Annotated in this window: 21 protein-coding genes; 5 read left to right on the top strand and 16 right to left on the bottom strand. The window is 59.1% G+C overall.

From position 1 onward, the window contains the following. Positions 1-9: 9 nt before the first annotated feature. The 9 genes from ACIQJ2_RS06455 to ACIQJ2_RS06415 form a co-directional block, all read right to left on the bottom strand. A complete protein-coding gene (locus tag ACIQJ2_RS06455) occupies positions 10-936 on the bottom strand; it encodes an ABC transporter ATP-binding protein (RefSeq protein WP_400667947.1) in 927 nt (308 codons plus the stop codon). Beyond that, a complete protein-coding gene (locus ACIQJ2_RS06450) occupies positions 933-1,748 on the bottom strand; it encodes an ABC transporter ATP-binding protein (protein WP_199149483.1) in 816 nt (271 codons plus the stop codon). Before ACIQJ2_RS06450 ends, ACIQJ2_RS06455 begins: the two co-directional genes overlap by 4 nt. After that, complete coding sequence (locus ACIQJ2_RS06445; protein WP_199149484.1) at positions 1,745-2,647, bottom strand: ABC transporter permease; 903 nt, start codon at positions 2,645-2,647, stop codon at positions 1,745-1,747. Before ACIQJ2_RS06445 ends, ACIQJ2_RS06450 begins: the two co-directional genes overlap by 4 nt. Then, a complete protein-coding gene (locus ACIQJ2_RS06440; RefSeq protein ID WP_199149485.1) occupies positions 2,644-3,627 on the bottom strand; it encodes an ABC transporter permease in 984 nt (327 codons plus the stop codon). Before ACIQJ2_RS06440 ends, ACIQJ2_RS06445 begins: the two co-directional genes overlap by 4 nt. 22 nt (positions 3,628-3,649) lie before the next feature. Then, entirely contained in the window at positions 3,650-5,344 is a 1,695-nt protein-coding gene (locus tag ACIQJ2_RS06435; RefSeq protein ID WP_400667944.1) for an ABC transporter substrate-binding protein, read from the bottom strand. Between the two features lie 551 nt (positions 5,345-5,895). Continuing rightward, positions 5,896-6,291, bottom strand: coding sequence for a RidA family protein (locus ACIQJ2_RS06430; RefSeq protein WP_199149487.1), 396 nt, complete (start codon positions 6,289-6,291; stop codon positions 5,896-5,898). 263 nt (positions 6,292-6,554) lie between these two features. Then, the gene (locus ACIQJ2_RS06425) at positions 6,555-8,354 is read right to left on the bottom strand and encodes an NAD(P)/FAD-dependent oxidoreductase (RefSeq protein WP_400667942.1); all 1,800 of its coding nucleotides are present in this window, start codon (positions 8,352-8,354) and stop codon (positions 6,555-6,557) included. A gap of 66 nt (positions 8,355-8,420) precedes the next feature. After that, positions 8,421-9,494 carry a 2,3-butanediol dehydrogenase gene (locus ACIQJ2_RS06420; protein ID WP_400667940.1) on the bottom strand — a complete coding sequence of 358 codons (1,074 nt, stop codon included), beginning with the start codon at positions 9,492-9,494 and terminating at the stop codon, positions 8,421-8,423. A 165-nt stretch (positions 9,495-9,659) separates the two neighbouring features. Further along, on the bottom strand, positions 9,660-11,537 hold the full coding sequence (locus ACIQJ2_RS06415) for a sigma-54-dependent Fis family transcriptional regulator (RefSeq protein ID WP_400668684.1): 1,878 nt from the start codon (positions 11,535-11,537) through the stop codon (positions 9,660-9,662). A 222-nt stretch (positions 11,538-11,759) separates the two neighbouring features. Between ACIQJ2_RS06415 and ACIQJ2_RS06410 the strand changes: the two genes are divergently transcribed. From ACIQJ2_RS06410 to ligD, 3 genes are all read left to right on the top strand, one after another. After that, on the top strand, positions 11,760-12,596 hold the full coding sequence (locus ACIQJ2_RS06410) for a glycosyltransferase family 25 protein (protein WP_400667938.1): 837 nt from the start codon (positions 11,760-11,762) through the stop codon (positions 12,594-12,596). A gap of 168 nt (positions 12,597-12,764) precedes the next feature. Further along, positions 12,765-13,559, top strand: a complete 795-nt coding sequence (locus ACIQJ2_RS06405) for an SDR family NAD(P)-dependent oxidoreductase (protein WP_400667936.1) — start codon at positions 12,765-12,767, stop codon at positions 13,557-13,559. An 89-nt stretch (positions 13,560-13,648) separates the two neighbouring features. After that, positions 13,649-14,536 carry a non-homologous end-joining DNA ligase gene (ligD, locus tag ACIQJ2_RS06400; protein ID WP_400667933.1) on the top strand — a complete coding sequence of 296 codons (888 nt, stop codon included), beginning with the start codon at positions 13,649-13,651 and terminating at the stop codon, positions 14,534-14,536. A gap of 1 nt (position 14,537) precedes the next feature. Here ligD and ACIQJ2_RS06395 read toward each other — a convergent pair whose 3' ends face one another. The 5 genes from ACIQJ2_RS06395 to ACIQJ2_RS06375 all read right to left on the bottom strand — a co-directional run bounded on the left by ACIQJ2_RS06395 (position 14,538) and on the right by ACIQJ2_RS06375 (position 17,149). After that, positions 14,538-15,104, bottom strand: coding sequence for a methyltransferase family protein (locus tag ACIQJ2_RS06395; protein ID WP_400667931.1), 567 nt, complete (start codon positions 15,102-15,104; stop codon positions 14,538-14,540). Between the two features lie 3 nt (positions 15,105-15,107). Next, on the bottom strand, positions 15,108-15,845 hold the full coding sequence (locus ACIQJ2_RS06390; protein WP_400667929.1) for a glutathione S-transferase: 738 nt from the start codon (positions 15,843-15,845) through the stop codon (positions 15,108-15,110). A 208-nt stretch (positions 15,846-16,053) separates the two neighbouring features. Continuing rightward, a complete protein-coding gene (locus tag ACIQJ2_RS06385; protein ID WP_199149495.1) occupies positions 16,054-16,368 on the bottom strand; it encodes a plasmid stabilization protein in 315 nt (104 codons plus the stop codon). A 39-nt stretch (positions 16,369-16,407) separates the two neighbouring features. Continuing rightward, entirely contained in the window at positions 16,408-16,602 is a 195-nt protein-coding gene (locus ACIQJ2_RS06380) for a hypothetical protein (protein ID WP_400667927.1), read from the bottom strand. A 274-nt stretch (positions 16,603-16,876) separates the two neighbouring features. Next, the gene (locus ACIQJ2_RS06375; RefSeq protein ID WP_199149497.1) at positions 16,877-17,149 is read right to left on the bottom strand and encodes a DUF2934 domain-containing protein; all 273 of its coding nucleotides are present in this window, start codon (positions 17,147-17,149) and stop codon (positions 16,877-16,879) included. 349 nt (positions 17,150-17,498) lie between these two features. Here ACIQJ2_RS06375 and ACIQJ2_RS06370 point away from each other — a divergent pair, with 349 nt between their 5' ends. Together ACIQJ2_RS06370 and ACIQJ2_RS06365 are read left to right on the top strand one after the other, a co-directional pair. Further along, on the top strand, positions 17,499-18,962 hold the full coding sequence (locus tag ACIQJ2_RS06370; RefSeq protein WP_400667925.1) for a phospholipase D-like domain-containing protein: 1,464 nt from the start codon (positions 17,499-17,501) through the stop codon (positions 18,960-18,962). Positions 18,963-19,085: 123 nt separating this feature from the next. Beyond that, positions 19,086-19,925 (top strand): endonuclease/exonuclease/phosphatase family protein, encoded by an 840-nt coding sequence (locus ACIQJ2_RS06365; protein WP_400667923.1) that lies wholly within the window; start codon positions 19,086-19,088, stop codon positions 19,923-19,925. 78 nt (positions 19,926-20,003) lie between these two features. On the opposite strand, the gene ACIQJ2_RS06360 is transcribed toward ACIQJ2_RS06365, so the two are convergent. Then, entirely contained in the window at positions 20,004-20,753 is a 750-nt protein-coding gene (locus ACIQJ2_RS06360) for an SDR family oxidoreductase (RefSeq protein WP_400667921.1), read from the bottom strand. A gap of 613 nt (positions 20,754-21,366) precedes the next feature. Then, positions 21,367-22,554, bottom strand: a complete 1,188-nt coding sequence (locus ACIQJ2_RS06355; RefSeq protein WP_400667919.1) for an MFS transporter — start codon at positions 22,552-22,554, stop codon at positions 21,367-21,369. Positions 22,555-22,652 lie beyond the last annotated feature (98 nt).

Raw genomic sequence — 22,652 nt, 5'->3', positions numbered from 1 at the left:
GAAATCCTTCTAATTCGATGCGACGAGCGCACGCATAAAATGATTGGCGCCGACCTGCTCGACCGTGGTGGAGACCGGGCGGGTGAGCGCGCGGATCTTCTCTGCCTGTTCGAGAAAGCGGGCGCTGCCGCCGGTCACGAACCTGCGGCCTCCATGCGGAACCGCTGACAGCAGCAGTTGGGTGTAGGGATGCTTTGGCGCGGAGAGCACCGTTTCCGTATTGCCCCATTCCACCATCTGGCCGGCAAACATCACGACGATCTCCTCGGCGACATGGGCGGCCGTGGCGATATCATGCGTGATGTAGAGCATGGCGAGATCATTCTCGCGCTTCACACGCGCCAGGAGATCAAGGATGTCCTTGCGGATCGAAACGTCAAGCATCGAGGTCGGCTCATCCGCCACCAGCACGCTCGGCGCAACCGCCAAGGCACGGGCAATGTTGACGCGCTGGCGCTGACCGCCCGACAGTTCGTGGGGGAACTTCTGCCGCGTCAGCGTCGGATCGAGACCAACGCTGACCAGAAGTCGGGATATGTCTTCATCCCGCTCGGCCTTTGGCTTATCCGCCCCATGCAATTGCAAGGGTCGAGCAAGGTGGTGGTTGATCGTGAAGGCCGGGTTGAGCGAAGAGAACGGATCCTGAAAAACCATCTGGACGTCTTTGCGGTACATCCGTTCCTCCTTGCCCGAACCGCGCGCGCTGCGATCCTGTCCGCGGACGAGAATCTTGCCAGCCGTCGGCTTGTCGAGCCGAGCGATGATGCGAGCGCAAGTGGTCTTTCCGCAACCGGACTCGCCGACGAGAGCGAGTGCCTTTCCCGCAAATAGCGAGAAGGACACACTCTTCAGCGCGTGCACCGAGCCGAAATGACGCTGAACGTCCTCAAGCCGAATAACGGGTTCGGCAGTCACAGCCTGTATATGCGGTTTCATGCGAAAACTCCGGGAGCGTGGGCGCTGGCTGGAAGCTGAGGAATGGCGTTCCAAAGCTTGCGCGTATACTCATGTACGGGCGATTGGCTGACCTGGGAGACATCGCCGACCTCGACCAGCTCGCCTTTCAGCATCACGCCGATGCGATGGCAAAGCTGGGCCATCAGATGCAGGTCGTGAGTGATGAACAGAACGGAAAAACCATAGGTCTGCTGAAGATCGAGCACTTGCTCGAGGATCTCCCGCTGCACCACGACGTCGAGTGCGGTCGTCGGTTCGTCCATGATGATGAGCTCAGGTCTAAGCGCCAGGCAGATGGCGATGACAATGCGCTGGCGCATGCCTCCGGAAAACTGGTGCGGATAATCGCTGACGCGATGCACGGGAATGCCCACCAGCTTGAACATTTCCTCGGCGCGAGCGCGGGACTCCTGCCGAGAGCATCCGGTGTGGCGGTGCAACACGTCATGGAACTGCGCCTCGACCCGCATCAGCGGATTGAGCGAATTCATGGCGCTCTGAAACACCATCCCAACCCGCTTCCAGCGGATCTTCTGCAACTCGGCCTCCGGCATCTTGAGCAGATCCTGACCATCCAGACGGATGCTTCCGCCGCTGATCCAAGCGGGCGGCTTGGAAAGCCGTGTGATCGCAAAGGCGATCGTGCTCTTTCCGCAGCCGGATTCGCCGGCAAGACCGAATATCTCCCCGCGGCCGATGTTGAACGAGACATCTTTCACCGCACGGAAGTCGCCCTTGTCGACCAGGTAGTCGATGTTGAGGTGCTCGATTTCAAGCAGGTTATCGCTCATTGGCCTAACCTCATCATGCGATTGCGGGCTCGGGTCAGACGGAACCACCGGGTCAGTGCCGGTCCGGAGCGCAATTGCGGATTGGCGATTTCGTCGAAGGTGAAGTTGATCAGCGCAAGGCCAAGGCCAGTCAGTGCGATACCGGCGGCGGGCACGGCAATGTCCCACCAGGCGCCGACCATGATCGCCGAAGCGTTCTGGGCGTTGTAGAGCATCGTGCCCCAGGTCACTTTAAGCGGATCGCCGAAGCCGAGATATTCGAGCGTCGTCTGGGCAACGATCGCATAGATGATGCTGCCGACCAGATTGATGCCGATCAGCGGTGTCAGGTTCGGCAGGATTTCGACAAAGATGATACGCCATGCCGGTTCGCCGATCATCTTGGCCGCCGTGACGAAATCGCGATTTCGCAAAGCCATGGTTTGCGACCGCGTCATGCGCGCACCCCATGGCCACGAGGTCAAGGCGATGATCGTCATGATCGTCATCGGACCGACCGTGCCCGCAAAAGAGGCCAGCAGGATGAGCAGCGGCATGTTCGGTATGACCAGCACCGCATTGGTGGCGAGATCGAGTACCGCATCCGTCCTGCCGCCGGCATAGCCGGCAATGAGGCCGATGGCAGTGCCGATGACGGTAATGGCGATGCCGGTCGCGAAGCCTACCGAAAGCGAGCTTCTGGCACCCCAAACGAACTGCCGATAGACATCGCGGCCCATCTTGGTGGTTCCGAAGACATGTTCGACCGAAGGCGCCTGATGTGAGCGACCGACGCGAGCGCCAGGCTCGCCGGGCGCGATGATCGGTGCAAAAATCGCCATCAGGCACAATGCGGCAACGATGATGAAGCCGACCAGCGCCTTCTTCTGGCTGAAAATGGAACGAAGCGCAAAGCTCATCGTACGCCCTCCCTCAATCTCGGATCGACAAGGCCGTAGATGATGTCGACCAGGAAATTCGCGGCAAGGGTTGCGATGGTCATCAAGAGCAATTGCCCCTGAATGACCGGGTAGTCGCGCGCCACGCTGGCGGTGAACAGCGTCAGCCCGAGGCCCGGATAGTTGAAGACGATTTCCGTGACGATCGAACCGCCAAAGACTGCACCGAGCATCAGTGCCAGATTGGTCAGCACGGGCAGAAGTGCGTTTCGGGCGCCATAGCTGAACATGACGGCGAAATTGCTGAGCCCTTTCGCTCGCCCCATGGTGACATAATCCTCACCCAGGATGACGATCATCGAAGAGCGCATTGTCGTCTGGAATTCGCCGATGAGGAATGGCGAAAGCGTCAGCACCGGCAGGATGGCATGCATGAAGACGCTGCCGAAGAAGGTGAAATTGAAGCCCGGATCGAGATTGGGATCATAGGCATATCCCACCGGAAACCAGCGCAGCGATACCGCAAAGACGAAGAGGATCGTCAGGGCGATGATCACCGGCGGGATCGAGAACATGATGACCGACAGAGGCGACACGACCGTGTCGAACCGCCCGCCGCGCCGCCAGGCCGAGATCGCGCCGAGCACGACGCCGACGCACAGCGAAAAGGCAATCGCCGTCACCACAAGGAAGATGGTCCACAGCGTGGCGCGGCTCAACACCTGCACCACTGTCTGCGGATAGTATTTGACCGAAACGCCAAGATCGAGGGTTGCGAGGCCTTTGAGATAATCGAGAAACTGCATCATGATCGGCTGATCGATCTCGCCGAAGCGCGCCTTGATCGCCTCGACGGCGGCAGGCGTTGCCCGCGGCCCAAGCTGGGCCACCATGGCGTCGACGGGACTCCCCGGCATAAGCCGGGGAAGAATGAAGTTCACGACGATCGCGAAGGCCAGCGCCACCGCGTAGACGCCTAGGCGCCGGCTTGAAATACGCATGTCTGCTTCCTTGGCTTTGGTCTTATTGGACCGGCTTGAGACGCAGAAGATGCATGAGACGCATGCGATTGTTGTCGTGGTTTTCCGGGTTCATGACCGGATCCTTGTCAGTAACCCAGCCGGTGAACCGCTTGCTGGAGTACTGGTACCAGGTCGGACCGTTGAAAACAGGCACGACCGGGAAATCGTCCGCGATCAGCACCTGAATATCGTTGAAGATCTTCTTGTGCTCGTCTTCGGAAGAGGACTTCCGATACTGATCGAAGAGCGCATCGAGCTTCGGGTTGGAATAGCGCGGCGCAGAAACGGTAAGCTTGCCGGCATAGTCCGTGGACAGGCTCTGATAGTAGCCCTGGAACGGTGTTGCGCTATCGGCGCGCGAGTTCATGACCACGTCGAAGCTGCCATCGAGCAGCTGCTTGCGCCACTGTTCGTATTCAGGTGTCGCGACGGAGGCATTGATGCCCATGGCACGCAGGCCTTCGACGGCGATCTGCACGGCATCGATCCAGTCGGTCCAGCCATTCGGCACGATGACCGGGAAAGCGATAGGCTTGCCGCTTGGCGTCGTGCGGAAGCCGTCAGCACCCTTCTTGTAGCCGGCGTCATCGAGGATCTTGTTTGCCTTGTCGGTGTCAAAGCCCATGAAGGCATCCTTGTCGCCTTCGGCAGCCTTGTTGCGCCAGCTCTCGAAGCGCGGCGGCAGGCCGCTCGCGTGCAGGTTGACAACCGGATAACCGAAGCCGGCAATATCGACCATCGACTTGCGATCCATCGCCAGGCTGAAGGCGTGACGGAAGTTGATATCCTTGAAGGCCTCAAGATTGCCGGCATTGCTCGACTTGTAGTTCATCTGGAAGGCGACGGTTTCGGCCGGCGGCTGCCAATAGCCATTGTGCTGCGGATCGAGCGCGACGAAAGTCTTGTCGATCTGCGGCAGGAAGGAGCCGATCCAGTCCACAGTACCTTCCGGCAACAGAGCCAGCATCTGGTCGTTGCCCGAAATCTGCGGCAGGCGCAGACAATCGACATGCAGCGAGGCGGCATCCCAATAGTTTGGATTGCGGCACTGCTCATAGACCTGCGGCGTGAAACGGCGAACCTCCGTCATCGGGCCGGAGCCGATGGGCTTCTCGTTCTTGAAAGCGACCGGGTCGGCAACGTCCTTCCAGATATGCTCCGGCACGACTGCCAGATCGGCGAGCGACTGCGGGAACTCGGAATTCACGGCTTTCAGCTTGATCGTCACCTGGGTCGGTGATGGCGCCTCGACGGAAGCGACGGTCTGGCCGACGCCGACGGTATCGACGGCGGGGTTCTTCAGCATCAGGTCGATCGTGTATTTCACGTCGGCCGAGGTCAGCGGCTGACCATCCGACCACTTCACGCCGGGACGCAGATCATAGGTGATCGACAACAGATCGTCGGAGAATTTGTAGCTCGTGGCCAGGCGCCATACCGGCTTGCCGCCGTCGTTGGCGTTGAAGATAACCAGCGGCTCATAGATGAAATCCATCGTGCTCTGGCGGCGACCGGCCAGATCGAAGGGATTGAAATTACTGACCCAACTTGTCTGCTCTTCGATGTGCATCGTCAGCACGGATTCGGCCGCCGAGGCAGCCCCGGCGCCGAAAGCCAGCGACACGCCGAGCGCCGCCGTTGCCAGCCATGATGTCCGTTGGAAGAGATTGCGCAGTCTGCTTTTCTTCAGTCCCATTCTTAGCTCCCTCTCGTTGACCTCTACTAGTCAATCAAATTGATTTAATCGTGAGTTTGAGCAATCGTCAATCCGCTGATTGGAAATCAACAGGCGAATGGGATTGGTGTCCGGACATCGCAGCGGATAACCCGTCGAGGATCTGCCGCAATCGAAATCATGAAGGAGGTCTGCCTGACATCACTGAGAATTGCCTTCGTCGCAGAGCGACGTCGACGGAGGTCTGGCAACTCAAATGACGCGCCGCCGGCCCGTCAAAATGAGAGTAAGAAGATCGCCTTGGGAAAATAATCTTGTGATTTCGGCTATTTACAGCGGCATTATGATCTAGGGCTAGAGCATGTCGCGCAAAAGTGTGCAGCGGTTTTTGCGGCTACGACATGCGTGAAATCAAAGAGCTAAAGCGCGTGAAGCGAATCTTAGAGATCGCGACGCGCTTTAGACCCGGATCTGGCTGTGATTGCCCATGGCGCGATCAAGCACAACAATGCGGCTCCGCCTTGAACATAAGGCGTCGGAAAGCGGAGCCGCGATAGTCAGGAGGCGTCGGTTCAGTCGAGCGGCTTGTAGGCGATAACGTCCATCTCGACCTTCACATCAACCATCATCGGAGACTGAACGGTGGAGCGGGCCGGTGGGTGATCGATAAAATGCTTCTGGAAAACGGCGTTGAAGCTCGAGAAATCACGAGCATCATCCAGCCAGACATTGACCTTCACGACATGCTCAAGCGTGCAATCGGCAAGTGCGAGCACGTCCTTGATATTGGCGATGACCTGCTCGGTCTGCGCAACGATATTGCCGACGATAACTTCGCCGTTGATCGTGGGGACCTGGCCCGAGACGTAAACGAAATCGCCGGCGCGAACCGCCTTGGCAAAGGGGCGGCGCTGGCCTCCGGCCTGGTTATCGGCGACATCAAAACGGATCAGCTTGTTCTTGCTCATGCTCTACTCGACCTTTCTCTCTTGTCGAAATCAGCAGCCGCCAGCATCCTGGAACGCCGAGGACGAGGCGCGACTCCCCTGCGCCCTTCCATATCCGCCATGACGCGGTCACGCCAGACGTTTCGCTGCTGTGGGCGAGCATCGACGACGTCGCACCCCATCGGAGAGAAGGTGAAAAACTATGATCTCGGACAGCAGCGGGTTCCGATGCAATATCCGAGATCACAATAGTTTCAAATTCTTATAATTCTTTCTTCAGCCAGCTAACGTCGATGATGAACGGCCTGCAAGCCATAGACAGGAGTAGAAATACCTTCCATGCGCGCTTTCAACTGCAAGGAAAGATACTGCGAGTAATGACGCGATTGGTGCAGATTGCCACCATGGAACCACAGCGCTTCCTGTTGTGTCGGCTTCCACATGTTGCGCTGTTCGCCTTCCCAAGGACCGGGATCCTTCGGCGTTTCCGAACCCAACCCCCAAACCTTGCCCACCTTGTCGGCGGTCTCCTGATCGATCAGGTCAGCTACCCAGCCGTTCATCGAGCCATAACCGGTCGCATAGACGATCACGTCGGCCGGGACTTCCCGACCATCGTCGAGCTTGATCGAGTTTTCGGTGATCTCCTCGACCTGGCCTGCCTGCAACTTGATCTTGCCATCGATGATCAGTTGCGAGGCACCGATATCGATATAGTAGCCAGAGCCGCGACGCAGATACTTCATAAACAGCCCCGATCCATCCGCTCCCCAATCCAGCTGGAACCCGGCCTTTTCCAAAGCTGCATAGAAATCTGCATCTCGCTCGCGCATCTGATTGTAGAGCGGGATCTGGAATTCGTGCATGATCCGATACGGCAGTGATGCGAAGATCAGATCGGCCTTCGCCGTCGTCACGCCATTTGCCAGAGCCTGCTCCGAATAGAGTCCGCCGAGGCCAATATCCATCAGCGTCTCCGACCGGACGATATGGGTGGACGAGCGCTGGATCATCGTAACGTCGACGCCGGCTTCATGCAGCGCGGCGCAAATGTCATGCGCCGAGTTGTTCGAGCCGACAACGACCACCTTCTTGCCCTTGTAACCATCCGGCCCCGGATGTTGCGAGGAGTGGTGTTGCTCTCCCTTGAAACGCTCCCGTCCTTTGAAGTCCGGAATGTTCGCCTTGCCCGACATGCCCGTTGCAAAAACAAGCTGCTTGGGCTTCAGCACAACTTCCTCGCCGTCACGGTCGACGATGACGGTCCATTCCTTGGCCCGCTCGTCCCATGTCGCCGATTTCGCCGCCGAGCGCGTCCAGTAATTGAGTTCCATCACTTTCGTGTAGAATTCGAGCCAGTCGCCAATCTTGTCTTTCGGCGCGAAGACCGGCCAATTCTTCGGGAAATCGATATAAGGCAGATGGTCGTACCAGACCGGATCGTGCAGGCAGAGCGACTTGTAGCGCTTGCGCCAGGAATCACCGGCCCGATCGTTCTTCTCCAGAATGATCGTGGGGACCCCGAGTTGGCGCAGGCGGGCGCCGAGCGCTATACCGCCCTGCCCGCCGCCGATAATGACGACATAGGGTTGCTTGTCGTAACCGAGCGTGCGCGCTTCCTCCTCACGCTCCTCCTTCCAGGTCTTCCCGCCGATATTCTGGCCGTGCTTGGCCCCGAGCGGACGGGTGAAGCCTGACTTTTCTTCGTGCCCCTTGAGCTCGACGAGCGCCGTCAGCAGCGTCCAGATCAGACCATTCTTGAAGCGCACGAGACCATAGCCGCGCCCAACTGCAGTTTCGAAAGAGATCCAGCTTTCAAGCACTCCGCCGGCCTCTGTGGCTTCCTCGCCTGCGGCAACCCGAAAGTTCGAGGGTTTTGCGCCGGCAAGCTGTGCTTTCAGCATGTCACGTACCTGATCGCGTCCTTCGACGGTCTTGATGTTCCAGGTGAAGGCAACAAGATCACGCCAGTAGCACTCCTCGGCGAACAGTGACACGGCCTCATCGATACGGCCTGCCGCAAGCGTCTCGCCGAATTTGTCGAGAAGCGCCTGGACGCGTGTGGTTGGGGTTTTGTCGAGCATTTCATCTCCTCCTGCTCTTTGAAAGGATGCAAGGCAGCTCCTCAACCGCCTTGCGATATCAATAGGCTATCGTGACAGGTCGATCAGTATCTTGAGGTGCCGACCGGCGGGATCGAGCAACTGATCGAACCCTTCTTCGACCGCTTCACTCAGCGACACGAATTTGGTGACGATCCTGAGCGCCGGAATTTGGCCGCTGGCGATAAGCCGTGCGACGCGCGGCCAGTAGTGCGTCGGATAGGCCCAGGATCCTCTCACATCGATGTCCTTGAAGGTGACGTCGAACCAGTTCAACGGATTCTCATGGGGATGCAGACCGGTCTGGACGACGATGCCCTGCTTGCGTACGGCATCGGCGCAGTTCTTCAGCGCATGTTCGTTGCCGACGCATTCGATGGCAATATCGCAGCCGACGCCGCCTTCCGTCTCGCTGCGCACGACGTCGCCCACCTTTTCCGACCTGGGATTGATGGTTCGGACATGACCGAGCGCCTCTCGGGCAAGCGTCAGCCGGGTATCGTTAAGGTCTGACAGGAAGAGTTGGGTCGCGCCGGCGGCGCGTGCTGCCATCGCGGTCAGGATACCGATAGGCCCGGCGCCGGTTATCAATACGCTACTGCCCGCCGTGACGCCGGCTCGATCACAAGCATAGACGGCAACCGCAGTCGGCTCGATGAGGGCAGCCTCTTCGTCGCTCAGGCTCGAGGGGATAGGCTGCACATTGTAGTCGTTGAGAAGTGCAGCCTGTGCCATGCCGCCCGAATGCCAGGATAGGCCGACAAGCGCGAGCTGCGAGCTCAGATGGAAAAGGCCCCGGTCGGCATAGTAATCCCCCACACGCGGCATGATCAGCGGCTGCACCGAAACACGATCGCCGACTGTCACGTGCGAAACACCCTCGCCCACGGCTTTGACCACTCCGCCAAACTCGTGACCGAGAACCTGCGGTCCATGCGCCTTGGTGAAGGGATGCGGCTCTTTCGGCACGAAGATCGGGCCATAGGCATATTCATGCAGGTCAGTACCGCAAATGCCGCAGTAGCGATTCTCAATCAAAACCTCACCCGGACCGGGCGCTGCCGGCTGCGGGATATCCTCTATGCGTAAGTCCTTGGCGGCATGGAAGCGGAGAGCCTTCATTCCTGTTTCCTCCTCATTTGCTCTTGCAACGAGAAGTGAGCAAGCACCGTGCCAGATTGAAGAGGATTTTCAAAATCCAATAAATTCAATCAATTATCGGTCATGCATGATGTACGTCGCTCGACGTGCGTCACCTCCGCTGCAACAGGTGTTGCAGCGGATGCGTCAGTTGAGGCGCTTCAGTCTGCGATGAATGGTGGAGCGGTTGACGCCAAGTTTGCGGGCGAGTTCAGAGATGTTGTTACCGCATTCGTCAAGGGCCTGGCGCAGATCGGTGTCGCCTTGTGGCCGATCAGGCAGGATGGCGTCTCGATGCAGCGCATCAGGCAGGCATTCCATCCCAATGACGCCCCCCTCGGATAGCGCGGCAGCAACGCGAAGCACATTCGAAAGCTCTCGCAGATTTCCCGGCCAATCGTGATCGAGCAGTCGTTTGCGAGCTTCGGCATCCAGCCGATAGAATTGCGCATTCTCCCGCCCGACACGATGCAATAGTTGGTCGATCATGGCATGCAGATCCTGCCTCTCGCGCAATGGCGGCAAGGCGAGCATGACCGCATTCAGGCGATAATAGAGATCTTGCCGGAATTGACCGAGCGCCACCAGCTCTGCCAGATCCCTATGCGAGGCGGAGAGAAGACGCAGTCGCACCGGTCGCGCCTTCAATGCCCCGACCGGCTGCACCTCATTTTCGGATAGTACGCGCAGCAAACGGCTCTGCAGGGAAAGCGGCATATCGCCAATTTCGTCGAGGAACAGAGTGCCGCCGTCCGCCTCCTCGATGAGGCCGCGCTTGCCCTTCTGATTAGCGCCGGTAAAGGCGCCGGGCGCATAGCCGAAGAGTTCCGATTCCATCAGCTGTTCAGGAATGGCCGCACAATTGACCGCCACGAATTTTCCGCCGCCGCCACAGCTGTCGTGGATTGCCCGGGCCAGATATTCCTTGCCGCTGCCGGTCTCACCATGGATGAGGATGGGAATATCTCGCCCGGCGAGTTTCGCTGCTCGGGCCTGCAAGCGCTCCATTGTCGGATCGCCGAAGCTAAGGCCTTCGAAAGCGGATTGCCCCTTGGAAACGTCCGCCGTCGGCACGCGGCGAACGCCAGCCGCCGGAGCGATGGCGCTGGCGAACACCGCCAGCCCGCTCTTGGCCTTGAGCAGCCTGTCTCCATTCGGCCGGCCGCGCATGAACTGCGGCAGATCGTCCAGTTCGATATCGAAGAAGCGATCGATAGGTTGGCCTATGAACTGCCGCGTTGCGATACCACGCATGTTCATGGCGCGTGCCAGCGCGCCGAAGCCGCCATGCGTCATCCCGGTTATACGGCCGCTGCCATCTAGCGCGATCGCCGCATCGGGATCGACATCGAGAAACTCCGGCGAACGCGCCAGTCGCAAGACCCAGTCGTTGCGCGTGCGGGTCATCAGATTGGCAAGCTCGATGCGCCGTGCCGTAGAGGCCACGAGATGCAGGGCAAGTTGCTGGCTGGCCTTCGCTGTCGGCGAGCGCAGCTGCGAGATATCGAGAACGGCCGTCAAATCGCCCAGCGTGTCGAAGATCGGCGCGGCGGTACAGGTCAATCCGATATGGCTGGTATCGAAGTGATCATCCTGATGGATGATGACAGGCTCGCCCGAGACCATGCATGCGCCGACGGCGCAGGTGCCTGCCCTATTCTCCGACCATTCCGAGCCAAGGTAGAGTCCCGCTTTACGCAATTGATTGTCAAAGGTCGGATCGCCCATGAAATCCACGGTCACACCGCGAGCGTCGGACAGAAGCAGGACATAGTTCTGCTCGACGACCTGGCCGAATAGCTGCTCGAGACCGGAGCGGCCGATACGGATCAACTCCTCCGCCTGCTCGCGATGCTCACGCAGCTTGGTTTCCGGCACGATATAGGCTTCCTGAGCAGCGGCAGGATCGAGCCTGTAATCGTTCAGACAACGCAACCAGGACTGTACTACCGGCGCATCGCGCGGGCTCGTGGCCCCCATTGCGACACGCTCGATCTCCTTAATGTGCGACAAAGTCGACACCATGGACCGCTCCTCCTGGACGATATCGTCGCACATTCGCGGCCCCTCAACAACGTGTCTTTCGGCCAGCCAAGCATGTGTAACATGTGCAAAACCGGCTTTGCCGGCGTTTGAAGGCATTCCGCGTTGGCGTTGCGCCTTGGCCTGTCAGGCTCCTGTCAGCTGAAATGAACATGTTCGCTCCGGAAAGCGACGCAATGTCGCGACGTTGAATTGGACGAGAACATGCATGATGCAGGGCGTACCGGGGCTTCGCTGAAGATATTTCTGATCAACCTGGATCGGGCAAGTGATCGCCTGACCGACATGCGGGAGAAGCTGGAGCAGTTCGGCCTAACGTTCGAACGTGTGCCGGCGATCGACGGCAGCCTGATCGAATTTCCGATCAAGCAGTTCAGCGAAATCTCTTTTCGTTTCATGCATGGCCGCCGGCGAAATCCCGGGGAAATCGGCTGCTATCTGAGCCACGTCGAGTGCGCCCGGCGCCTTGTTGCTTCCGATGACGAATTCGCGCTCATTCTGGAGGACGATCTCGAATTTCCGCCCGACCTTCCCGACATCATCAAGGCCGCGCTCGGGCAGGCGGAGACATGGGATATCCTGCGCCTGTCGACCGTCAGCGCGGGCAGGAAGTTCGAGTTCTCCAAACTCACCGAAAGCCGCAGCCTGGCGATTGCCTTGACCAGGGAAAAGGGATCAGGCGCCTATCTCATCAATCGACGGGCCGCGCGATGGTTCGTCAAGGTGCTGCTCCCCATGCGGCTACCATTCGATCTGGCGTTCGACCTGGAGTTCTTTCAGGGACTGAAGTCGGCTTTCGTTACCCCCATTCCCATCAACCAGCAGCTCGGGCTGCCGTCTCAAATTCAAGGCATCCGGCAACGGCGGCGGTATCATCGCTCGCGAGCACACTATCTGACCGTCCTTCCATATCGGCTTTTCGTCGAGGTCAACCGAGTGTGTTTCCGGTTCCTGCTGCTATCTGGCCATTTGTTACGAGCCCGCGTGCAGCGACACGGCACCGTCGTGCCGCAACCGCTGAGCAGCGATATCCTTGCCTGATCTGACTGAACGACCGGAGCATCGGCAACAATGCGCATCACGCTGGTCTGAATGGCTACCCAGCGGGGGCATTGCCGCGTCCATTTGCCCATCTTGCCCTACGGCTCTTGCGCCTCACGTAGCAGAATGATTTCATCATATGATTATCGAGGTTCCGGAGGAGACGTCATGGCAGAACTTGCGCAATCCCTTGCTTCCATTCGCATTCCCGAACTCGCCGGCAAGCGAGTGCTGATCACCGGCGCATCGACCGGCATAGGCGCTGCCGTGGCGCGCGCCTTCGCCGCGCAAGGCATGAAGGTCGGCCTCCACTTCAATGCAAGCCGCGAGCCCGCTGAACGACTGGCGGCCGAGGTCACGGCTGCCGGTGGCACGGTTCATCTGATACAGGGCGACGTCTCCGAAGACGGCGAAACCGAACGTGTGGTTGAGGACGCGGCCAAAGCCCTTGGTGGACTGGATGGGTTGGTCAACAATGCCGGCGGCATGCTGGGGCGGCTTTCGACCTCCGCCATGACCGACGAGCACTACGAGCGCGTCATGAACCTCAACGCCCGCTCGGTGCTTGCGGCGACCCGAGCTGCCCACCCTCACCTCAAGAAGCAGGGTGGCTTCGTCATCAACACGACATCGATCGCCGCGCGCAACGGCGGCGGGAATGGCGCGATCCTCTATGCCGCCTCGAAGGGCTTCGTATCGACCATCACACATGGTCACGCCAAGGAATTCGTCAACGACAAGATCCGCGTCAATGCCGTCGCGCCCGGCGTCATCGCGACGCCCTTCCACGAGCGCTATACGAATGACGAGCAGATGGAGCTTCAGCGTAAAACCATCCCGATGGGCTTCGTCGGCACGCCGGAGGATTGCGTCGGCGCCTATCTGTTTCTGGCATCGCCGACACTGTCCGGCTACATCACGGGCCAGATTATCGAAGTCAACGGTGGCCAGTTGATGCCGTAGGGCTGCGAAACGATCGACTTCCTGCGTCGGGCAATGCTAGTCTCCGTCCGATACAGCTTTCCCGTCACAGGAAGATGGAGCGCATGCGAATGGCAAAGACGCCCATTGAGAGCCGAACTGCAACTTCCGTTCAATTGACGCATCCCGAGCGGCTCTACTGGCCGGACGATGGCGTGAGCAAACAGGATCTGGTTGACTATTACGCTCTGGCTTGGCCGCGAATGGCGCCCTTTGTAGTCAATCGACCGTTGGCTCTGCTGCGATGCCCGGAAGGCATAAGCGGGCCTCGCTTCTTCCAAAAACATGCCTGGAAGGGCCTTAGTCCGCATATTATCGAAATTGCCGATCCCGAGGACGAGCAGAGCGCCAAGTTTCTGAAGATCGTGGGCTTTGACGGTCTTGCGGCGCTCGTCCAATCAGCGGCGCTGGAAATACACCCCTGGGGCACGACGACAGACCATTGGGAAAAGCCCGACATGATCATCATGGACCTCGATCCCGGCGAAGATGTCGACTGGACCGTGGTCATTACGGCCGCGCAGGAGATCAGGGAGCGCTTTTCGGGGCTCGGCCTTGCTTCGTTCGTCAAGACCTCCGGCGGCAAGGGACTACATGTGGTTGCGTCTCTCAAGCCCGATGCAGCTTGGCCGCAGGTCAAGGATACGGCCGAGGCTATCGCTCATGCAATGAGCGCCGATAGCCCGGACAGATATTTGTCGGTCGCCAGCAAAGCGAAACGAGCGGGCCATATCTTCATCGATTACCTGCGCAACGGTCGAGGCAACACAGCGGTCGCACCCTATTCGTCTCGGGCGCGAGCGGGAGCCGCCGTTTCGATGCCGATCGGTTGGGAAGAGTTGAACGACAAAATCGGGCCGGCCACATTCACCGTCAAGAACGCCGCGGCGCGCCTGGGGAGCGCAGATAGCGATCCCTGGGCCGGCTTTTTCGACGCCGCATCGAAACTGAAGGCGTGACCTATTTTATGAATGGGACGAGAGCCGGCGTGGTGGCCTTGTAGTCGGCATAGGCGCTGCCGAAGGTCTCGCTCATCCAACTTTCCTCGATTTGGACGCGGCGCAGAACCGCATAGAGAATGGCGACGATGGCAAGCCCCGCGGCAATATCGCCACGCGCGATAGCCGAACCGATGACGGCGAGCGTCAGACCTGAATAGATCGGGTGGCGTACCAGTGCGTAGGGACCGGAGCGGATCAGCGCATGGTCTTGCTTGACCGTGATGACACCACTCCAGTTGCGGCCAATGTGAAAGCGCGCCCATATCGCGAAGACGACCCCGATGAGCGTCAGAACAGCGCCGACATAGTAAATGTTCAAGCCGTGCGGAATAATAAGAATGTTGAGGTGACCCAGCCAGGAACGGTGGGCAGCCAACAGAAAGGCGCCTAGCCAGATCGGCAGGGTATTGCCCAGTCGCGACAGGGGATTTTCCTGCCTCACGGTTTTCTTGACGCCAAAAGAGGCGAAGAGCCAGATCAGGATCAGAACGATCCAGCACGCGGGGATGAACTGATAGACGAGCATCGCTTACGCCATATCTCTATCCAATTCGGGGTAATGCCGGAAGATGCCGTTTTCATTGAAAGGTATACGGCGGTCCGACTGCAGATAGCGAGCAATGTTGGGCCGTTTCATGACAGCCGCATGCAGCGCGCTCAGATGCGGGTAGCGGCTCGAAAGATGCGCGGTCGCGCGCGGAAAGGCATATCGCAATCCCTCGTAGATCTGGAAGAGCGACAGATCCGCGTAGGTCAATTCGCCACCGAAGATGTGAGCGGGGCCCTTTGGATTCTGATGAAGGACCCGTTCGAAATAACCGATGTATTTCGGAATGCGATTTTCGATAAATTCAGCGGCACGGGCCTTAGCCTCCACCTTCTGATCTTCATAGTACTTCGAGGTGGCAATGGGATGGTGGGTATCATGCACTTCGGCGACAAAATCGGTAATCGTCAGCTGGAGCCCATTCAACACATGGCGCTCGCCCTCATTTTTCGGAGCAAGGCCCAGCCTCGGCCCAAGATACATCAGTATGTTCGCCACATGGGGAATGATGAGATCGCCATCCTTCACGAACGGCGGCGCGAACGGGATATCGGCATGGGATCTGCTTCCCATGATCGCCATCATGGCCGGTATTCCATGTCCGTTACTGGACGATCCACGGCAAACGTCAACGTAATCGGCGCCCGCCTCCTCCAGCGCCAACCGCACGAACTCGCCACGACCCTGAATACTGTCCCAATAGTAAAGCTCATAAGGCATTTTTCTCTCCCAAAGCACATCCTGCAGCCATTGCAGATCGATATGTCGATGTCGCCAAATGCGGGCTCGGGCTTTCGACGGTGGAATGCACTGCCCGCGCCTGTTGAGAGCCTATCATCGGCTTTGCCAAACGAAAGGGTCTATGCTGCTCAACGAGCCTCTCACCCGCTATTAGCGCGACCGAGGCCTTTCTTTTTCTGATCATCTCTCAGGAATGAGTGCCCTGTTCGTGGCGCTTGCGCGTCGCGGCAGCCTTCTTGGCTGACGCAGAACGCTCGGATGCCGGCCGGTTCGCAGAAGCACGGCCGCCGATCCTGCCACCTTTCTCCGATGAGAGGTGGTTTTCCGGGTGGCCGCGACCCGAACCCGATTTCTTGCCGCCGCCACTCTCCTTGTTGACCGTCGCCCACGCACGCCGCTCTGCTTCGTCATGGGAAACGCCACGGTTCTCATACCCTTCTTCGATATGCTCGGCTTTACGCTTCTGCTTGTCCGTGTAAGCGGATTTGTCTCCACGTGGCATGATCTTTCTCCCTGTTTCGGATGAAAGACCAACCCATCGTCACGGAAAAGGTTCCGATACCTCGCTGGGAGAGCCGCGATCGATGGCTCCGAACCAGGTGCGGCGGCCCGTGCGGGGCGTGCCATGCCCTTCAGCGGAGGCTGGAAAAAACACCCCGACGGAACGGTCGATGATCAGGATAAGGATCAATGCGGCCAAGAGGTAGAGCGCGGCAAGCGCGAGAAGGGATGTCATCGTGCCATCCCTACCTGGCCCAGCCAGGTGCGACGACGGCACATTGCAACGATCATCGATACAGCAACTTCCAGATCATCGATACAGCTATTGCGCATGGCGGGACTCCCTAACCCGCTCCAGTAGCACCAATGTGTGACAATTATTCCGTGCCTTGAGGCCAAGCTACCGAAATTATTGCGAATATCTCTACATCAACTGTCAAGAAACGAGCGGCTCGACGCTCATCATCGAGCCGCCCTCGCCTCCGCCGCACTCAGGGGCGGCACTTGCATCAGGCTTTGGCTTTAACAGCCTTCTTCGGGGTCCGCCTCGTGGTAGGCTTGTCCGCCGTCTCTTCGACGGCGGCAGCTACATCGACCGTCGGCTTGCGCTTCGCCTTGGATTTCGCGCCGAGCTTGCTTTCCTTGCCGACGCTCTTCTCAAATGCAATGCGCTCGCTGCTTGCCTGCTGCCAGTGCGTAACATCACGACCGGAAGGATAACCTTCCTCCTCCCAGATGGCATATGCACGTTTCTTGATCCATTCGTCCCGAGATTCCAACATCTGCTGTTCTCCGTTCGCATCGATGAACATGATTGGTGAACAATGCCCGTTCTTGAAATGCGGGCTTTCATACCTCCCCCGAGCAGCCAAGACCCCACGCTCAACTGCGAGCAACGGGGCGATTTCGCGAGTCTTGACCCTCGAACCGCAGTGGCGCTTCACACAAGGAACACAGGTATACCGTGGGGGACGGTAGCGAAGCGGCCGAACGGTGTTACTATGATCGCGGCGATCATGCGGTTCAATTAAAAATATCTAATACGATCGGCTTTCGCACCGAAAACCTCCATGCATCAAAGATTGCAAGGCGGCAGATTGCAGCTTTTGCTGCCGAAGATATACTCGCGGCATGATCGACCTTGTGGCTGCCCATTGGGGCCAAATTCTCGCTGTGCTCTCCATCGCCATGGGAGCGGTCGCGGCGATCCACGCAGCCATGACCAAAGAGGATGTTCGCGCAGCGATCGGCTGGGTCGGCGTCGTCATCCTATCGCCTATCATCGGGGCGCTGCTCTATGCCGTCGCAGGCATAAACCGCATCCGCCGCGCCTCGCTCGGCTCGCAACGCGACGCGCTCTTTCGCGAAAACGCAATCGGCAAGCTCGCCAGCTTCGATGCCGAGGACGATCAGGTACGGCGGCTTTTCGGCGACCGCTTCGGCTCGATGAAAACGCTCGGCGACCGCGTGGTCCGCTATACGATGAGCACCGGCAATACCATCGAAATGCTGACAAGCGGCGATGCCGCCTATGCCGCGATGAAAGCCGCGATTGACGGCGCCGAGCGCAGCATTCTCATGGAGACCTATATATTCGACCGCGACCCGATCGGCCTGCGTATCGCCGATGCGCTGATCGAGGCCGTCAAACGCGGCGTCAGCGTGCGCGTCCTTATCGATGCGGTCGGCGCTCGCTATTCGGTGCCGAGCATCATGGGCTATCTCAGCCAGGGCGGCGTCAATGTCGACGTCTTCAACGGCAATGTCATCATCGGCCTCAGATTACCCTACGCGAACCTGCGCACTCACCGCAAGATTCTGAGCATCGACGGGCGGATCGCCTTCACAGGCGGCATGAACATACGTCAGGGCTTCACGCGCGAGTTCGCCCACGAACACAGCGCGCGCGACATGCATTTTTGCGTGACCGGTCCAGCTGTTGCGGACCTCTTCAATACAGCCGCCGAAGACTGGCGCTTCACCACGGGCGAGGTTCTGGACAGCGACGAATGGCGGATTGCGGTGCCAGCCAACGAGCCCGGAGCACCGGTCCTGATGCGCGTCGTCGCCTCGGGGCCGGACCGCAGCCTCGAGACCAACCACAAGATGCTCATCGGCGCGCTATCGGTGGCGCACAAGACGATCCGCATCATGTCCCCCTATTTTCTGCCGGATCGGGAGTTGATCAGCGCATTGGTGACAGCGGCAAGACGCGGCGTCGAGGTCGACATCGTCGTACCGACGGCCAACAACCTCGTGCTCGTCGACCGCGCCATGACCGCACAGTTCGACCAGATGCTGAAGAATTATTGCCGCATCTGGCGCGCTGAAGGGCCGTTCAACCATTCGAAGCTGCTGGCGATCGACGGCATCTGGGCTTATGTCGGTTCGTCCAATCTCGATCCGCGGTCCCTGCGATTGAATTTCGAGGTGGATCTCGAGGTGCTCGATCGCGGCTTTGCCGGCACGATCGATGCCCATATCGGCGCGATTCTGGAAACTGCGCATCCGGTCGATCTCGAGAAGCTGCGGGCGCGTCCGTTCGTCGTCAGGCTGATCGAGAAGATCCTCTGGCTCGGTTCGCCCTACCTCTGACAGGAACTCGCAGAGACAAACCGTCCCTGTTGCAGCCTTTTCACATGACAAGGTCAACTATCGGTTCCTATACTCTGCCTGATGTACCCGACATGGTCTGATCAAGGAACGGTCGACGGATAAATGAGAAAAAAGAAAGAAAGCCTCCGTGCGAGCATTCTGGAAAGCCTGAAGAACCGAAGCAAATCGCGTCCGAGGCCAACGGACAAACCCGACCGTCCGGAAGGCACGCTGATCGCCTCCTACAATGTCCACAAATGCGTCGGCGCCGACCGCCGCTTCGATCCGGAGAGAACCAGTCGGGTCATCCATGAAATAGACGCCGACGTCATCGGCCTGCAGGAGGCTGACAGCCGCTTCGGGGAGCGTACCGGTCTGCTCGACCTGCGCCGCCTCGAACGCGAAACCGGGCTCATTCCGGTACCGATCGCTGGCACCCGCAAGGCGCATGGCTGGCACGGCAATGTCGTTCTCTTCAAACAGGGTACAGTGCGCGACGTGCACCAGATCAAGCTGCCGGGGCTGGAGCCGCGCGGCGCGTTGATTGCCGAGATCGAGCTCGCGCGTGGCGGCAGCATCCGGATCATCGCCGCTCATCTCGGCCTGCTGCATCGCTCGCGCGCCCAGCAGACGCGGCTGATCGTCGATCTCATGAACAATGGCGGCGAAATGCCGACCATTCTGCTCGGCGACCTCAACGAATGGCGGCTGGGCGACCGCTCATCGCTCAATACCTTCCAGAACGCTTTCGGGCCGCTGCCTCCGGCCGTACCGAGCTTTCCGTCGACGCTGCCGCTTCTGGCCCTCGATCGCATCATGGCAAACCGGCGAGGCATGATTTCCGCGGTCGAAGTGCATGACTCGCCATTGGCCCGCGTCGCCTCCGATCATTTGCCCATCAAGGCGGTCATCAGCCTCGGATCATATGGGGCGGAGACCGAAGCCCAGTCACAAACGGCCTGAACTTGAGGCCCGTCTGTGGGTTCAGCATGGCCGTCACGGCCCCTTAAAGAAAGGCCGTGACGAGAGCCGAACCAGGTATCAGGCGGGGTTGATCGCCGCGAAGACGTCGTCGTAGCGCCCTTCCCGTTCGGCTGAACGGCGTGCGCGATCGCGCTCGACCAGCACCTCGCCCCGCGGATGTCTTCCCGTCTCCAACAACTGCATGACCTCCGCCACATAGGCGTCGACCGGTATGGCGCGCGGATCGGTGACTTGATGACTGCCCGTAAGCTCGGTCTGCACGTAAGGCGGCGAAAGCTCAAGCACTTCGACCGGAATGTTGCGAAGCTGATGTCGCAACGATTGCAGCCAGGAATGCAGGAAAGCCTTGCTGGCGCAATAAGTCGGGAAATCTGCGCGCGGAATGAACGCGAGGTTTGAGCTGGTCGCCATGATCGCAGCCGCCTTCTGGGTCTTGAGCAGTGGCAGGAAAGCAGCCGTTGCGCGCAATATGCCCAAGATGTTCGTCTCGATGATCGCTTGGGCATCGGAAACATCCCAAGCTTCCGCGGTCATATCCTCCGATCGGGAAATGCCTGCGTTGGCGATGAGCATGTTGAGTTCGGGAAAGCATGCCCGCACGTCTTTTGCCAGCTTGGACATCGAGCTCGGGTCATCAAGATCGAGCGGCAATCCCACCAGTCCGGGGCGGTCTGCAGCGATTTCTTCAAGCAGGGATAGGCGCCGTCCGGTAATGATGACGCGATTGCCGCGGTCATGGAACGCTTCGGCAAGTGCGCGACCGATTCCGCTGGTGCCGCCGGTGATGAGGATGGTGTTGCCAGTCATTCGCATAGTTTTGCTCCATCGTTTCGTTTGGCCATGGGCCGACGATTTGACCGCTTGCGAATTCCTTTTCAGGGATGTCCGCGGAACGGCCGTTTAGAGCGCGCACCTGTTCGATTACTGTCATTTGCTTGAACCAACGCGGCTGAAGCGAAACAACACGGCTGTACAGGTGGCGCCAGCGCCAGATGGGGAAACGTCGTCTTCCTGTGCCACTCGATTGCAGCCCGGCCATCGCGACAAGGCAATGCACCAAGGACCCGGTCGTTAGGTTCGAGCGAACAGCTTTGCCTGACGGCATACCAACACGCGGTAACGCTGTTTGAGCCAACAAGGGGCCAGGGATCGGAGGTGGAGAAAACGAAGTCATACCATAAACGCCTCTTGCATCGAGACCTCCCTGCTGGGACCTTCTCGACAAAGGCGCGTTGGATGACGGTAACGCCTACGACAGTGCTACACGAGCAACTGTGTTTTGGCCTCTAGCGCGATAGCCTGCATGCTGTCAAGCGAAGGCTTCCCCGCATGCGGAGAAGCTTCAGAACCCGGAAATGGTAGCCGCGGCCCGTGAAAGGCAAGTCTCCGGCCGGTTTGCATCAAAGCCAGATATGGCGAACTATGTGAGAACCGCATGCGGGGGAATGGCACCACTGCGCCTTTCGCCGAGGGCAGAGAAGATTGCAACCACGCAGGCCAGAACAAGCGCGAAAGCGCCCAGCACCGGCAAACTGCGATAGCCATACCCTCCCTCAAGCAAAGCAGCGCCCACGACCGCCGCAATGGCGATCCCAATATTGAACCCCGATGGAATGAGCGAGGAAGCCAAGCTGGGTGCATCGGCGGTCCACATCAGAATGCGAGCTTGAATCGGGGTGCCGATAGCGAAATTGAGAGCACCCCAAACAAAAATCGTCACGGTCATCGCCACGGGATAGGGGCTAACCATATAGAGAACGGCGAGCGTTACGGCCTGAATGGCAAGCAATGCGATCAACGAGGGCATGAGCTTCCAATCCGACAACCGCCCCCCGATGAAAACGCCGAGTGTTGCCCCAACGCCATTGAGGAGGAGTACCCAAGGAATGACCATGGCATTAAGACCCGTCACCTCCCGCAGAAGCGGTGTTATATAGGTGAAAGGCACCATCTGCCCGATCATCAGGGCAAGCATCATGATGAGGGACGTCCAGACTTGCTGACGTCCAAGGACGCGCACTTCCTTGCCCAGGTGGCCGGACTGCTGGGGCTGGCTTTTGGTCTGCGGGATCAACACCCATATCGCGATCAGTGCGAGGACACCGACTATGGTCATCGCCCAGAATGTGGTCCGCCATCCCCAAAGGCCGCCAATAGCGGCACCTGCGGGCACGCCGATGATGTTCGAAACCGTCAGGCCGGCAAGAATGACGGAAACGGCGCGACCACGAAACTCCTGTGGGACGAGGCCGACCGCAACCACCATGGCGATGCCGAAATAGGCGCCATGGGCGACGGCGGTCGCAACCCGGAAGGCGAGCATTGTGGCAAAGCCTGGCGCGAGCGCACATGCGACTTGCCCCAAGCAGAAAGCGATTGTGAGAGCGAGAAGAACGGTGCGGCGCGAGACCCGCCGCGTGGCCATTGTCAGGAATGGCCCGCCGATAGCGATACCCAGCGCATAGCCGGAGACCAGATATCCGGCAAAGGGAATGGAGACCCCCAAGCCCTGAGCCACATCCGGGAGAATACCTGCAATGACAAATTCAGTGGTGCCAAACGCGAAGGCGGCTAGAAACAAAGCAAATAGGGGTAAGGGCACGTCCATCTCCCATATAAAGGCATAAGGATTTCTTTATATCATAGCCGCACGAACTTCAAGCGCGGGTTGCGGGAAAGTGAGCGGTGCGGAGCGATCCGCGCATA

This window comes from Rhizobium sp. NPDC092011, from assembly GCF_044756305.1.
Taxonomy (GTDB): Bacteria; Pseudomonadota; Alphaproteobacteria; order Rhizobiales; family Rhizobiaceae; genus Rhizobium.
This window is presented reverse-complemented; position numbering and strand designations above follow the sequence as displayed.

Bases quoted from the DNA above. Each gene is read 5' to 3' on its own strand.
- ACIQJ2_RS06360 (WP_400667921.1), bottom strand. From the start codon at position 20,753: ATGACTGGCAACACCATCCTCATCACCGGCGGCACCAGCGGAATCGGT.
- ACIQJ2_RS06415 (WP_400668684.1), bottom strand. From the start codon at position 11,537: ATGGTGTCGACTTTGTCGCACATTAAGGAGATCGAGCGTGTCGCAATG.
- ACIQJ2_RS06440 (WP_199149485.1), bottom strand. From the start codon at position 3,627: ATGCGTATTTCAAGCCGGCGCCTAGGCGTCTACGCGGTGGCGCTGGCC.
- ACIQJ2_RS06355 (WP_400667919.1), bottom strand. From the start codon at position 22,554: ATGGACGTGCCCTTACCCCTATTTGCTTTGTTTCTAGCCGCCTTCGCG.
- ACIQJ2_RS06420 (WP_400667940.1), bottom strand. From the start codon at position 9,494: ATGAAGGCTCTCCGCTTCCATGCCGCCAAGGACTTACGCATAGAGGAT.
- ACIQJ2_RS06445 (WP_199149484.1), bottom strand. From the start codon at position 2,647: ATGAGCTTTGCGCTTCGTTCCATTTTCAGCCAGAAGAAGGCGCTGGTC.
- ligD (WP_400667933.1), top strand. From the start codon at position 13,649: ATGGCAAAGACGCCCATTGAGAGCCGAACTGCAACTTCCGTTCAATTG.
- ACIQJ2_RS06385 (WP_199149495.1), bottom strand. From the start codon at position 16,368: ATGCCACGTGGAGACAAATCCGCTTACACGGACAAGCAGAAGCGTAAA.
- ACIQJ2_RS06380 (WP_400667927.1), bottom strand. From the start codon at position 16,602: ATGACATCCCTTCTCGCGCTTGCCGCGCTCTACCTCTTGGCCGCATTG.
- ACIQJ2_RS06390 (WP_400667929.1), bottom strand. From the start codon at position 15,845: ATGCCTTATGAGCTTTACTATTGGGACAGTATTCAGGGTCGTGGCGAG.
- ACIQJ2_RS06430 (WP_199149487.1), bottom strand. From the start codon at position 6,291: ATGAGCAAGAACAAGCTGATCCGTTTTGATGTCGCCGATAACCAGGCC.
- ACIQJ2_RS06455 (WP_400667947.1), bottom strand. From the start codon at position 936: ATGAAACCGCATATACAGGCTGTGACTGCCGAACCCGTTATTCGGCTT.
- ACIQJ2_RS06395 (WP_400667931.1), bottom strand. From the start codon at position 15,104: ATGCTCGTCTATCAGTTCATCCCCGCGTGCTGGATCGTTCTGATCCTG.
- ACIQJ2_RS06450 (WP_199149483.1), bottom strand. From the start codon at position 1,748: ATGAGCGATAACCTGCTTGAAATCGAGCACCTCAACATCGACTACCTG.
- ACIQJ2_RS06410 (WP_400667938.1), top strand. From the start codon at position 11,760: ATGCATGATGCAGGGCGTACCGGGGCTTCGCTGAAGATATTTCTGATC.
- ACIQJ2_RS06375 (WP_199149497.1), bottom strand. From the start codon at position 17,149: ATGTTGGAATCTCGGGACGAATGGATCAAGAAACGTGCATATGCCATC.
- ACIQJ2_RS06370 (WP_400667925.1), top strand. From the start codon at position 17,499: ATGATCGACCTTGTGGCTGCCCATTGGGGCCAAATTCTCGCTGTGCTC.
- ACIQJ2_RS06405 (WP_400667936.1), top strand. From the start codon at position 12,765: ATGGCAGAACTTGCGCAATCCCTTGCTTCCATTCGCATTCCCGAACTC.
- ACIQJ2_RS06365 (WP_400667923.1), top strand. From the start codon at position 19,086: ATGAGAAAAAAGAAAGAAAGCCTCCGTGCGAGCATTCTGGAAAGCCTG.
- ACIQJ2_RS06435 (WP_400667944.1), bottom strand. From the start codon at position 5,344: ATGGGACTGAAGAAAAGCAGACTGCGCAATCTCTTCCAACGGACATCA.
- ACIQJ2_RS06425 (WP_400667942.1), bottom strand. From the start codon at position 8,354: ATGCTCGACAAAACCCCAACCACACGCGTCCAGGCGCTTCTCGACAAA.